This window comes from Duganella sp. AC917 (assembly GCF_979258245.1).
In genome coordinates, this window is sequence record NZ_OZ409848.1 from 4,066,210 (window position 1) to 4,079,340 (window position 13,131).

Below are 13,131 nucleotides of genomic sequence, written 5' to 3' on the forward strand. Positions count from 1 at the left end.
GTCGCGCCTCACACCGGCAGCAGCATCACCAACTTCAGGTCGTGGCGTTTGGCCAGATGCAAGGTCACCTGATTAAAGCTCAGCTCCTGCTCCGCCGAGGTCTGGAAACGCCGCAGCCCGCCCTCTCTGCCTACCACATCCTGCAAACGCCACAGCTGGCGGAACTCGGCGCTGTCGCGCTCCACATCGGCGATCAGCGCGCGCACGGCCGGATGTTCGGCGTGCTTGCCAATGTCGGCGCGGAACTCGGCCACCAGCCGGCGCGCGCGCTCGGGCCAGTCAACGATCAATTCCCGCGCGGCGGCCGACTGAAACATAAAGCGCAGCAGGTTCGGCGACGGCCCATCGAGCCAGCCGGCCAGCAAGCGCGCCGCCGCGTCGTTCCACGCCACCGCGTCCCAGCACAGGTCGAGCACATAGGCCGGCGCGTCCACGGCCGACACGATCGCATCGAGCGCAACGTCGGCCGGCGCGCCGTCGGCGCCATCCTGAGGATCGAGCCGCGCTGCCAGGCCGAACAGATATTCGCGCTCGGCCGCGCTCAGCTGCAGCACCTCGGCCAGCCGCGCCAGCATCTTGCCCGATGCCGACACCGGCCTGCCCTGCTCCAGCCACGTCAGCCAGGTCGGGCTGACTTCGCACAGCTGCGCCAACTCTTCGCGCCGTAAGCCGGGAGTACGCCGCCGTCCGCCGCCCGGCAGTCCGACGCTGGCCGGCGTGGTGCGTTCACGATGCGCGCGGATGAAATCGCCTAATTTGTTTTGCATGGTAGGTTTTATACCAGGATAAGTACTTGTCTTGTTACAGGATATAAACCCGCCTATTCTGCCCTGACCCGCCCATTTCAGGAGAAATAAAATGCAACAGCAAGCCGTCGTCGCCCAGCAGTTCGGCCCCACCGCCAGCGCCTACCTGACCAGCACCGTCCACTCGCAGGGCGCGGACTTGGCCATGCTGCGCGAACTTGCCGCCGCCCTTGGCAAACCGCTGGTGCTCGATCTGGGCTGCGGCGCAGGCCACGCCAGCTTCGCCGTCGCCCCGGTCGCGCGCTCGGCTACCGCGTTCGATCTGTCGCCCGAGATGCTGGCCGTGGTGGGCGCCGCCGCGCAAGAGCGCGGCATGGACAACATCGTCACCGAACAAGGCGACGCCACCAGCCTGCCCTTTGCCGACGCCTCGTTCTGCATGGTCGTCACGCGCTTCTCGGCGCACCACTGGCCGGACGTTCCGGCCGCGCTGCGCGAAGTCAAGCGCGTGCTCAAGCCCAACGGCCTGCTGGTCGTGATCGACATCACCGCGCCGGAAACGCCGCTGCACGACACCACCCTGCAGGCGGTCGAACTGCTGCGCGACGGCTCGCATGTGCGCGACTACCGTCCGTCCGAATGGACGGCGATGCTGCAGGCGGCAGGCTTCCGGCCCGAGCGCGCCGGCGACTGGAAGCTGCAAATGGTGTTCGACGAGTGGACCGCGCGCATGCGCACGCCGCCCGAGCGGGTCGCGGCGATCCGCAGCCTGTTCGCCAGCGCGCCGCAGGAAACCCGCCGACACTTCGAGGTCCAATCCGACGACTCGTTCACCATCGCCTCGACCTTGTTCACGGCCACCCATCACCACGGAGATATCTACTAAACCTGCGGACGAAAAAAAGGCGCCGTCGCCGGCGCCTTGTTCACTGCGTCACTGCCGGCTTACGCCTGGCCCAGCAGGGTCTCGGCGTTTGACACTTCGAACTTGCCGCCTTGTTCCACGTTCAGCTGCTTGACGACGCCGTCTTCGACCAGCATCGAGTAACGCTGCGAACGCGTGCCCATGCCGTGCTTGCTGAAGTCGGCGTCCAGGCCCAGCGCCTTGCTGTAGGCGGCGTTGCCGTCAGCCATCATGCGAACGGTGCCGGTGGCTTTCTGATCGCGGCCCCATGCGCCCATGACGAACGCGTCATTGACCGAGATGCACCAGATTTCATCGACGCCCTTGGCCTTCAGGTCGGCGGCGTGCTTGACGTAGCCTGGCACGTGCTGTGCCGAGCAGGTTGGCGTGTAGGCGCCTGGCAGGCCAAAGATCGCGATCTTCTTGCCCTTTACCAGGTCTTGCACATTGAAGGTGTTCGGGCCGAGCGAGCAGCCTTCGGTTTCGGTTTCAACGAATTCGGACAGGGTGCCTTCCGGCAGGGTATCGCCAATTTTGATGGTCATGTGTGACTCCTTTTGTTGGGGTGTGAACGTAAAAAAGCCGCGCAAGCGCGGCTCTTCCCGGCATAGAACGCACAGTATGCCTGATCCCCGGCCATCCTGCACAATCGTGCCGGATGGCCTTGGTTGACTCCTGGTAGCGCCGATCGACCCTTAGTCGGCCTGCTTGCGCAGGAAGGCTGGAATGTCGTAGGTCTCCATGCCGTTCTTTTCCATCGCGCGCACCTGCTCGGAAGCCGATTCGCGACGCCATACCGCCGGCGCCTTCATGCCGTCGAAGGCAGGAGCGCCACCGCCGCCCATGCCGCTGGTCGCACCCATCGACACGCCGGCCGACGCCGCGCCGCCCAAGGCGCCCGAAGGCATCATCGGGCTGTTGTGGGTACCGGTGCGCAGCATTTGCTGTGGCACCAGCTGCACGTGCTTCTTGCCCTTGCCCAGGCCAGTCGCCACCACGGTCACGCGGATCTCGTCGCCCATGGTGTCGTCGTAGGCGATACCCTGTGCGATCGAAGCGTCCGGCGCAGCGAACGCGCGCACCGCAGCCATGACTTCCTTGATCTCTTTACCTTTCAGGCCACGGCTTGCGGTCACGTTGACCAGCACACCGCGCGCGCCCGACAGATCGACGCCGTCCAGCAGCGGCGAAGCCACCGCCTGTTCGGCCGCGATGCGTGCGCGGTCGATGCCCGACGCGGTCGCGGTGCCCATCATGGCCTTGCCCTGCTCGCCCATGATGGTTTTGACGTCGTTGAAGTCGACGTTGATGTGGCCCGGCACGTTGATGATCTCGGCGATACCGGCAACGGCGTTGTTCAGCACATCGTCGGCGTGCTGCAGCCATTCGATCAGCGATTCGTCTTCGTAGATCTCTTCGAGCTTCTCGTTCAGGATCACGATCAGCGAGTCGACGTGTTCCGACAGCTGCTCCAGGCCCTCGTCGGCGATGTCCATGCACTTCTGGCCTTCGTGCGAGAACGGCTTCGATACCACCGCCACGGTCAGCGCGCCGAGCGACTTGGCCACTTCGGCCACGATCGGCGCCGCGCCGGTGCCGGTGCCGCCGCCCATGCCTGCGGCGATGAACACCATGTGCGCGCCGCGCAGTGCGTCTTCTATGCGCGAACGCGATTCCTCGGCCAGCTTGCGGCCGACGTCAGGCTTCATGCCCGCACCCAGGCCGGTCTCGCCGATCTGGATGACGTTGTGCGCGCGCGAGGTCGACAGCGCCTGCGCGTCGGTGTTTGCGGCGATGAACTCCACGCCGGACATGCCTTTGACGATCATGTGTTGAACTGCATTGCCACCTGCTCCGCCGACTCCGACGACCTTGATGACGGTGCCCAAAGCTGCGTTATCGACCATATCAAACTCCATGATGTACTCCCTATCAGAATGCGGTTTTCAAGCGCCAGTCCTCATATTGGTAGAAGAACTGGGGATTGAAAACTGCGGTTTCAATTTAAAAAAAGTTTAGTGAAAAAACCACCCGTATTTGTGCTTCGTACCTGCTTCGAATCTTTTACTCGTGCTGCCTTAAAAATTACCTAAGAACCATTCCTTCATGCGCTGCCATACCGCCTTCACCGACCCATCCTGCCGCGTGACGATGTGACCACGCAGGTACTGCTTTTTCGCTTCCAACAGCAAGCCAAGCACGGTCGCGTAGCGCGGGCTGCGCACCACGTCGGCCAACTGGCCACGATAGTCCGGCGTGCCAAGGCGCGCCGGCTTGAGGAAGATGTCTTCCGCCATTTCGACCATGCCCGGCATGATCGCCGTGCCGCCGGTGAGCACGATGCCCGACGAGAGCACGCCCTCGTAACCGGACTCGCGCACCACCTGGTGCACCATCGCGAACAGCTCCTCGACGCGCGGCTCGATCACCGCCGCCAGCGCCTGGCGCGACAGGTTGCGCGGACCCCGGTCGCCCAGTCCCGGCACCTCCAGGCTCTCGCCCGGATCGGCCAGCACCTGCTTGGCCACGCCGTAGCGGATCTTGATCTCTTCGGCCTCGGAGGTCGGCGTGCGCAGCGCCATCGCGATATCGTTGGTGATCTGGTCGCCGGCGATCGGGATCACCGCCGTGTGGCGGATCGCGCCATCGGAGAACACCGCCACGTCGGTGGTGCCGCCGCCGATATCGATCAGCACAACACCCAGTTCTTTTTCGTCCGGCGTCAGCACCGCGTCGGCCGATGCCATCGGCTGCAAAATCAAATCCGACACTTCCAGCCCGCAGCGGCGCACGCACTTGACGATGTTCTGCACCGCCGACACCGCGCCGGTGACGATATGGACTTTCACTTCCAGGCGGATGCCGCTCATGCCGATCGGCTCACGCACATCTTCCTGGCTGTCGACGATGAATTCCTGCGGCACCGTATGCAGCAGTTGCTGGTCCGTCGGAATGTTAACCGCCTTTGCCGTTTCGATGACGCGCGCCACGTCGGTCGCGGTCACTTCCTTTTCCTTGATCGCCACCATGCCGCTCGAATTGAAGCTGCGGATATGGCTGCCGGCGATCCCCGCATAGACATTGCGGATCTTGCAGTCGGCCATCAGCTCCGCTTCTTCCAGCGCGCGCTGGATCGATTCGACGGTCGCTTCGATGTTGACCACCACGCCCTTCTTCAGGCCTTTCGATTCGTGCTGACCCAGCCCGATCACCTCGTGGCGTCCATCGCCCATCACCTCGGCCACCACGGCCACCACTTTCGAGGTGCCGATGTCGAGACCGACGATCAGGTTTTTAGCGTCTTTTGTCATGTCTGTTGCTACCTAGTGTTGGGGTTTAACGCTTATCGTTTTTTTTGCTGCCGCTTTTGGCTTGACACCCTCTTTCGGGATCTTCAATCCCGTCGCGCTCAGGGCCAGGCCGTTCTGGTACCGCATATCTATCGTTTCAATATCGGGCAAGTGCTCCACCAGTTGCGGATAAATTCCCGTCAGCCGGTCCACCCTTTCCTTCAACGTGGTGCTGGTCTGTTCGCGACCCAGCGCCACGCTCATGCCGTTATTCAGCCGCACCGTCCACGCATAGCGGCTGGACAGCGACAGCGCCTCCGGCACCAGCTTGAGCGGCGCGAACCAGCCACGCAGCTCGGCGTAACGCGACAGCACTTCCTTTTCGCTGCCATCCGGTCCGTCGAACGCCGGCAACTCGTGATCCTCTTCCGCCTCGGCCAGGTTGGCGGTGAACACATCGCCCTTGACCGACAGCAGGCGGCCATCCTCGCCCCACGTGCCCAGCGCCTCATGCTCCTCCAGCGCCACGATCAACTGATCCGGCCACTCGCGGCGCACCGTTGCGCGGCGCACCCAGGGCACCGATTCAAACGCCTGGCGCACCGCGTCCAGGTTGGTCGTGAAGAAGTTGCCCTTGATGCGACCGAGCGCGTTGTTGCGCAAGGTCAGGTGGTTCACATGCTGTAACTCGTCATGCCCGATGCTCTCGATACGAATCGTGCGCAGGTTGAACGCCGGGCGCTGCGCCACCCACCACACGCCGGCGGCGATGCATGCCAACAGCACCAGGGCGAAAATGCCGTTGGCGGTTGCATTCAAGGCTTTAGCGTCTTGCCACATCTGATACTTATCCCTTCATCTTCAAACGGGCCGTGCGCAAAATCTCCACGCACAGGTCTTCATAGCTGATGCCCGTCGCGCGCGCCGCCATCGGCACCAGCGAGTGGCCGGTCATGCCGGGCGAGGTGTTCACCTCCAGCAGGAACGGTTTCTGATCGCGTTCGCGCAGCAGCACGTCGACCCGTCCCCAGCCCTCGCAACCGAGCGCGCGGTACGCTTCCACGGCGATGCGCTGCATCTCGGCGGTCAGCGCGTCCGGCAGCACGGCCGGGCAAACGTATTTGACGTCGTCGGTGAAGTACTTGTTCTGGTAGTCGTAATTACCGGCCGGCGCGATGATCTCTACGATCGGCAGCGGACGCGCGTCGGCGCCGCCACCCAGCACCGCAACCGTGAACTCGCGGCCGGTGACGAATTCCTCCGCCAGCACCGAGTCGTCCAGCGCGGCGGCGATATCGTAGGCGGCCTTGAATTCTCCGGCCGCATTGACCTTGGTGATGCCGATGGTCGAGCCCTCGTGCGGCGGCTTGACGATCAGCGGCAAGCCCAGACCGGCGGCGATCTTGTCCAGATCGGAGGTGGAATCGAGCACCGCGTAGTTCGGCGTCGGCAGGCCGGCGGCCAGCCACACGATCTTGGTGGTGATCTTGTCCATGCCCACCGAGCTGGCCATCACGCCGCTGCCGGTGTATGGAATGCCCAGCAGTTCCAGCGCGCCTTGCAGGCTGCCGTCTTCGCCGTAGCGGCCGTGCAGCGCGATGAACACGCGGTCGAATTTTTCCGCCGCCAGTTCGGCCAGCGAGCGTTCGCCGGTATCGAAGCCATGGGCGTCGACACCTTTGCTTTGCAGCGCGGCGAGCACGCCGGCGCCGGACATCAGGGACACTTCGCGCTCGGCCGAGCGGCCGCCGAGCAGCACGCCGACCTTGCCGAAAGTTTTTACATCGATAGAAGTAAGCTGGTTCACGATGAGACCTTTGGATAATTAGTCAGTTTCGCCGGGACGCCGCTGATCGAGCCTGCGCCCATGGTCATGACGACGTCGCCGTCGCGCACCACGTTCATGATGGTTTCCGGCATATCGCCGATGGCTTCCACAAAAATCGGTTCCGTCTTGCCGCGTGCGCGCAAGGCATGCGCCAATGCGCGGCCGTCGGCCGCCACGATGGGCGCTTCGCCGGCGGCGTAGACCTCGGCCAGCACCAGCACGTCGGGCGTACCCAATACCTTGACGAAGTCCTCGAACAGGTCGCGCGTGCGGCTGTAACGGTGCGGCTGGAAGGCCAGCACCAGGCGGCGGCCCGGGTAGGCGGCGCGCGCGGCGCCGGTGGTCACTTCCATTTCCAGCGGGTGGTGGCCGAAATCGTCCACCAAGGTGAAGCTGCCGCCGCCCGGAATCGCAACCTCGCCGTACTTGGTAAAGCGGCGGCCGACACCGGCAAATCCGGCCAGGCCGGCCTGGGTGGCGCTGTCCTCGATGCCGATCTCGCGGGCGATGGCGATCGCCGAGCAGGCATTCTGCACGTTGTGCATGCCGGGCTGGTTCAGCACCACGTCGAGATCCGGATAGCCTTCCTGGATGACGGTGAAGTGCATCTCCACGCCGACGGCGCGGGCGTTCACGGCGCGTACTTCCGCATCCTCGTGGAAGCCGTAAGTGGTCACCGGCTTGGTCACATGCGGGATGATCGAGCGCACGTTGGCGTCGTCGATGCACAGCATGGCGCGGCCGTAGAACGGCAGGCGGTGCGTGAAGTGGACGAAGGCCTGTTTGAGCTTTTCGAAGTCGTGCTCGTAGGTTTCCATGTGATCGGCGTCGATGTTGGTGATCACCTCGATCATCGGCGTCAGGTTCAGGAACGAGGCATCCGATTCGTCGGCTTCCGCCACCAGATACTCGCCGCTACCCAACTTGGCGTTGGCGCCGGCGGCGGTCAGGCGGCCGCCGATGACAAAGGTCGGGTCCAGCCCGCCCTGCGCCAGCACCGACGCCACCAGGCTGGTGGTGGTGGTTTTGCCGTGGGTGCCGGCGATGGCGATGCCGCGTTTAAGGCGCATCAACTCGCCCAGCATCACCGCGCGCGGAACGATGGGGATCTTGCGGCTGCGTGCGGCCACGATTTCAGGATTGTCCTGTTGTACAGCGGTCGAGGTCACGACAGCGTCGGCGTCGCCGATGTTTTCGGTCGCGTGGCCCTGGAACACTTTCGCACCCATGTCCGCCAGACGCTGGGTGACAGCGTTGCTGCCCAGGTCCGAGCCGGAGACGGTGTAGCCGAGCGTGAGCAGCACTTCGGCGATGCCGCTCATGCCGCTGCCGCCGATGCCGACGAAGTGTATGTTCTGTACTTTATGCTTCACTGCTTAACCTTTTGCCTTTACCGATGATTCCAATACTTGAGCGATCGATTCGTTCGCGTCGCGTTTGCCGACCTTGTGCGCCGCCGTCGCCATCGTCAGGCAGGCATTGCGGGTCAGCGTTTCCAACAGCGTCGCCACACTTTGCGCGCTCATTTCCGTCTGCGGCATATGGATCGCCGCGTTCTGCTTCGCCATCCACTGCGCGTTGTCGCGCTGGTGGCTGGTGGTCGACGCCACCAGCGGCACCAACACGCTGGCCACGCCGGCGGCGGTCAGCTCCGACACTGTGATCGCGCCGGCGCGGCAAATCACCACATCAGCCGCGCTGTAGGCGGCGGCCATGTCGTCGATGAAGTCGACCACGTTGGCCTGCACCCCGGCCTGCGCGTACGACGCGCGCAACGCATCGATGTTCTTTTTGCCCGACTGGTGCGTCACCAGCGGACGCTCGCCTGCCGGTATCAACGCCAGCGCCGCCGGCAGGTTGTCGTTGAGCGCCTTCGCGCCCAGACTGCCGCCCACGACCAGTATCCGTAGCGGACCTTCGCGGCCGGCGAAACGCTGCGCCGGCGCCGGCATGTCCAGAATCTCCTTGCGCACAGGATTACCGGTGACGACTGCCTTGCCGGCGGCCTTGCCGAAATCGGCCGGGAAGCCGAAGCAAACGCGGTCCGCGAACGGCACCAGGGTCTTGTTCGACAACAGCAACGCGGCGTCGGCGTTGACCAGCACCAGCGGCACGCCGCCCATGCGTGCCATCAGCCCGCCCGGCACGGTCACGTAACCGCCCATGCCCAGCACCACGTCCGGCTTGCGGTTGCCGACGTAGCCACGGCAGGCGATGAACGCCTTGACCATCTTCAGCGCGCCGCCGAGCGAGTGCTTCAAGCCCTTGCCGCGCATGCCGGTAAAGTCGATGCTGTCCATCGCGATGCCGTGCTTCGGCACCAGTTCCTGCTCCATGCCGGTGGAGGTGCCCAGCCACGTCACCTCCCAGCCGCGCGCGCGCATCGTCTGCGCGATCGCCAGGCCTGGGAATATGTGACCGCCGGTGCCGGCCGCCATGATCATCAGTTTCTTCATAGGTCGCGTCATAATCTGCCACCACGCATCAGGACCCGGTTCTCGTAGTCGATCCGGAGCAGGATCGCGAGTCCGACGCAATTGATGACAACACCCGTGCCGCCATAGCTCATCAGCGGCAGGGTCAGGCCCTTGGTCGGCAGCAGGCCAAGGTTCACGCCCATGTTAATAAAGGTCTGCACACCGATCCAGATGCCGATGCCCTTGGCAGTCAGGCCGGCGAAGGTCTGGTCGATGGCGATCGCCTGGCGGCCGATATCGAAGGCGCGCTTGACGATCCAGTAGAAGCAGCCGATCACCACCAGCACGCCCACCAGGCCCAGTTCCTCGCCGATCACCGCCATCAGGAAGTCGGTATGCGCCTCCGGCAGGTAGTGCAGCTTCTCGACGCTGCCGCCCAGGCCCACGCCGAAGATCTCGCCGCGCCCGAAGGCGATCAGCGAGTGGGTCAGCTGGTACGCCTTGTTCAAGGCGTTGTCCTCTTCCCACGGATTCAGGTAGGCGAAATAACGCTCGCGGCGGAATTTGGACAGCGCGATGATCGAACCGAAGATCGCCACCAGCATGACGCCGATGCCGCCGAACCAGATCGCGTTGATCCCGCCCAAAAACAGGATGCCCATGGCGATGCAGACGATCACGCCAAACGCGCCCAGATCCGGCTCCAGCAGCAGCAACAGGCCGACGAAGCCGACCGCCGCCGCCATCGGCATGAAGCCCTTGGTCAGCTTGTGCATGTATTCCTGCTTGCGCACCGTGTAGTCGGCCGCGTACAGCACCGCGACGACCTTCATCAGCTCCGACGGCTGGATCTTGATCACCACCAGCGACAGCCAGCGGCGGCTGCCGTTGACGACCGAGCCGAGGCCCGGTATCAGCACCATCACCAGCAGCACCAGAGTGGCGATGAACAGGTACGGCGCCGCCTTCTGCAACGTCGAGATGCGGGTGCGGAACACGAACAGGCCGATCACCAGCGAGACGACCACGAACATCGCCTGCCGCTGCAGGAAGTAAGTGTTCTGCCAGCGGATGTAGTTGGCGAACTTGGGCGAATCGGGCAGCGAAATCGAGGCCGAATACACCATCACCATCCCCATCAGCATCAGCAACAGGGTGACCCAGACCAGCGGCTGGTCGTACTCCATCATCTTGGATTGCCGCGCGCGGCTGTCTATCGACGGAACCGTCGATTTCGCGCCAAAACGGAACGGCATCTGGAGCGCCATCAGATCTCCTGTCCGTTGTCGAGGGCGATATCGCGCACGGTGTCGATAAACACCTGCGCGCGATGCGCGTAGTTCTTGAACATGTCCATGCTGGCGCAGGCCGGCGACAGCAGCACGGCGTCGCCGCCCTTGGCCAGTTCGCTGGCGCGCTTGACGGCCAGCGGCAGGTCGGTGCCGCAGTCCACCAGCTCAACGCCGGCAGGCGCCAGCGCGGCGCGCAGCAGCGGCGCGTCGCGGCCGATCAGCAGCACGGCGCGCGCGTAACGCGACACCGGTTCGGCCAGCGGCGCGAAGTCCTGGCCTTTGCCGTCGCCGCCCATGATCACCAGCAGGCGCTGGTCGGCGCCGGTGAAAGCCTTGCCCAGGCCATTCAATGCGGCCACGGTGGCGCCGACATTGGTGCCCTTGCTGTCGTCGTAGTATTCGATCTCGTTGATCGCGCCGACCAATTCCACGCGGTGCGGCTGGCCGCGATATTCGCGCAGGCCGTGCAGCAGCGGCGCCAATGGCAAATCGATGGCGCGGCACAGCGCCAGCGCGGCCAATGCGTTGGCGGCGTTGTGCAAACCGCGAATTTGTAGCGCGTCGGCCGGCATCAGGTTCTTGACCATGCATTCGGCCGGTGGAGGCGGCGGGTCGTTCTTCTTGCGTTTTTTCGGCTCGGCTTCCTCTTCCGATGGAATCGCCGTCGCCAGCCACAACACGCCACGTTCGTTATTCAGGCCGAAATCGTCGCGCAAGGTCGGCGCGTCGGTGCCGAAGGTGACGTTATTGCCGGTGGCGCTGGCCATGCGCATGACGGTGGCGTCTTCGCGATTGAGCACGCGCACGGTGTCGGCCGCGAACACGCGGTGCTTGGCGGCGGCGTACGACGGCATGTCGCCATGCCAGTCCAGATGGTCCTGCGTCACGTTCAATACCGTGGCGGCATCCGCTTCCAGCGTGAACGTGGTTTGCAGCTGGAAGCTGGACAGCTCGAGCACCCACACCTCTGGCAGCGCATCTTCATCCATCACCTCGCGCAGCACGTCCAGCGCCGCCGGGCTGATATTGCCAGCGACGCGCACGCTCTTGCCCGCGCGCTCGCACAGCTGGCCGACCAGGGTGGTGACGGTGGTCTTGCCGTTGGTGCCGGTGATGGCGATGATCTTCGGCGCGTATGCGCGCTCCTTCTCCAGCGATTCCAGCACCTGCGCGAACAGCTCGATCTCGCCCCAGACGGGAATGCCGGCGGCGCCTGCGGCCGGGCCGATCTCGGCCAGCTCGCGATACGGGGCCAGGCCGGGGCTGACGGCGACAAAGTCCACGCCTTCCAGCAGCTGCGAGCCGAACGCACCGGCGACGAATTCGACGTCGGCGATCGCTTCCTTCAGCGCCGGCAAACGCTCGGGCGCTTCACGGGTATCGGCAACGCGCACGCGCGCGCCGCTGCGGGCGAGCCACAGCGCCATCGCCAGGCCCGATTCTCCGAGCCCCAGTACCAGTGCGTTTTTGCCTTCGTAAATCATCAGCGCAGTTTCAAAGTAGAGAGTCCGACCAGCACCAGCATCATCGTGATAATCCAGAAGCGCACGACGACCTGGGTCTCTTTCCAGCCTTTTTGTTCAAAGTGATGGTGCAGGGGCGCCATCAGGAACACGCGGCGGCCCACGCCGAAACGCTTCTTGGTGTACTTGAACCAGCTCACCTGCATGATCACCGACACCGTCTCGGCGACGAAAATACCGCCCATGATGAACAACACGATTTCCTGGCGGACGATTACGGCGATGGTGCCGAGCGCGCCGCCCAAGGCCAGCGCGCCGACATCGCCCATGAACACTTGCGCCGGGTGCGTGTTAAACCACAGGAAGGCCAGGCCCGCGCCGGCCAGCGCGCCGCAGAAGATAATCAATTCGCCCGCGCCGGGAATGTGCGGAATGAACAGGTACTTCGAATACGTCGCGCTTCCGGTCAGGTAAGCGAACAGGCCAAGCGCCGAACCGACCATAATCGTCGGCATGATCGCCAGGCCGTCCAGGCCATCGGTGAAGTTAACGGCGTTGCTGGTGCCGACGATGACACAATATGTCAACGCGATGAAACCCCACACGCCCAGCGGGTAGCTGATGGTCTTGACGAAGGGGACGATCAAGTCGGCCTTCGGCGGCAGATCCATCGAAAAGCCCGACTGCACCCACGCGAAGAACAGCTCGAACACTTTGGCGGCGTTCGGCGCGGATACCGAGAACGCCAGGTACAGCGCGGCGGCCAGTCCGACCAGCGACTGCCAGAAGTATTTTTCCGCCGAGCGCATGCCCTCCGGGTCCTGGCGCACCACTTTGCGGTAGTCGTCGACCCAGCCGACGGCGCCAAAACCCAGCGTGACGACCAGCACTGGCCAGATCAAGCGGTTCGACAGGTCGCACCACAGCAGGGTCGAGACGCCGATGGCGATCAGGATCAGCAAGCCGCCCATGGTCGGCGTGCCGTGTTTTTTCAGGTGCGTCTGCGGACCGTCGGTGCGCACGGCCTGGCCGTACTTCATGGCGGTCAGCATGCGGATCACGGCCGGACCGGCGCACAGGCCGATCAGCAATGCGGTGGCGGCGGCGAACACCGCGCGGAAGGTGATGAAGTTAAAGACCCGCAGGGGGCCGATCTCGTCCTGGAAAAACTGTGCGAGCCAGAGCAGCATG

At 64.1% G+C, this 13,131-nt stretch carries 12 protein-coding genes; 1 reads left to right on the forward strand and 11 read right to left on the reverse strand.

Annotated elements, in window-relative coordinates:
* Positions 1–8: 8 nt before the first annotated feature.
* Positions 9–767 (reverse strand): helix-turn-helix transcriptional regulator, encoded by a 759-nt coding sequence (locus tag ACZ0BA_RS17585; protein ID WP_463452510.1) that lies wholly within the window; start codon positions 765–767, stop codon positions 9–11.
* 91 nt (positions 768–858) lie between these two features.
* Here ACZ0BA_RS17585 and ACZ0BA_RS17590 point away from each other — a divergent pair, with 91 nt between their 5' ends.
* On the forward strand, positions 859–1,632 hold the full coding sequence (locus tag ACZ0BA_RS17590) for a class I SAM-dependent methyltransferase (protein WP_463452511.1): 774 nt from the start codon (positions 859–861) through the stop codon (positions 1,630–1,632).
* 59 nt (positions 1,633–1,691) lie between these two features.
* Here ACZ0BA_RS17590 and ACZ0BA_RS17595 read toward each other — a convergent pair whose 3' ends face one another.
* The 10 genes from ACZ0BA_RS17595 to mraY all read right to left on the reverse strand — a co-directional run bounded on the left by ACZ0BA_RS17595 (position 1,692) and on the right by mraY (position 13,130).
* Positions 1,692–2,195, reverse strand: a complete 504-nt coding sequence (locus ACZ0BA_RS17595) for a peroxiredoxin (protein WP_463452512.1) — start codon at positions 2,193–2,195, stop codon at positions 1,692–1,694.
* 150 nt (positions 2,196–2,345) lie between these two features.
* A complete protein-coding gene (ftsZ, locus tag ACZ0BA_RS17600) occupies positions 2,346–3,569 on the reverse strand; it encodes a cell division protein FtsZ (protein WP_463452513.1) in 1,224 nt (407 codons plus the stop codon).
* A gap of 159 nt (positions 3,570–3,728) precedes the next feature.
* Positions 3,729–4,961: a cell division protein FtsA gene (gene ftsA, locus ACZ0BA_RS17605; RefSeq protein ID WP_209724832.1), complete on the reverse strand. Its 1,233-nt coding sequence runs from the start codon at positions 4,959–4,961 to the stop codon at positions 3,729–3,731.
* 12 nt (positions 4,962–4,973) lie between these two features.
* Complete coding sequence (locus tag ACZ0BA_RS17610) at positions 4,974–5,780, reverse strand: cell division protein FtsQ/DivIB (protein ID WP_463452514.1); 807 nt, start codon at positions 5,778–5,780, stop codon at positions 4,974–4,976.
* A 7-nt stretch (positions 5,781–5,787) separates the two neighbouring features.
* A complete protein-coding gene (locus tag ACZ0BA_RS17615; RefSeq protein WP_463452515.1) occupies positions 5,788–6,747 on the reverse strand; it encodes a D-alanine--D-alanine ligase in 960 nt (319 codons plus the stop codon).
* Positions 6,744–8,141, reverse strand: a complete 1,398-nt coding sequence (gene murC, locus ACZ0BA_RS17620; RefSeq protein ID WP_463452516.1) for a UDP-N-acetylmuramate--L-alanine ligase — start codon at positions 8,139–8,141, stop codon at positions 6,744–6,746. The genes ACZ0BA_RS17615 and murC overlap by 4 nt, the downstream gene beginning before the upstream one ends.
* Positions 8,142–8,144: 3 nt before the next feature.
* Entirely contained in the window at positions 8,145–9,224 is a 1,080-nt protein-coding gene (gene murG, locus ACZ0BA_RS17625; RefSeq protein ID WP_463452517.1) for an undecaprenyldiphospho-muramoylpentapeptide beta-N-acetylglucosaminyltransferase, read from the reverse strand.
* An 8-nt stretch (positions 9,225–9,232) separates the two neighbouring features.
* Entirely contained in the window at positions 9,233–10,453 is a 1,221-nt protein-coding gene (ftsW, locus tag ACZ0BA_RS17630; RefSeq protein WP_463452518.1) for a putative lipid II flippase FtsW, read from the reverse strand.
* On the reverse strand, positions 10,453–11,961 hold the full coding sequence (gene murD, locus ACZ0BA_RS17635; RefSeq protein WP_463452519.1) for a UDP-N-acetylmuramoyl-L-alanine--D-glutamate ligase: 1,509 nt from the start codon (positions 11,959–11,961) through the stop codon (positions 10,453–10,455). Before murD ends, ftsW begins: the two co-directional genes overlap by 1 nt.
* The gene (gene mraY / locus ACZ0BA_RS17640; RefSeq protein ID WP_463452520.1) at positions 11,961–13,130 is read right to left on the reverse strand and encodes a phospho-N-acetylmuramoyl-pentapeptide-transferase; all 1,170 of its coding nucleotides are present in this window, start codon (positions 13,128–13,130) and stop codon (positions 11,961–11,963) included. Before mraY ends, murD begins: the two co-directional genes overlap by 1 nt.
* Position 13,131 lies beyond the last annotated feature (1 nt).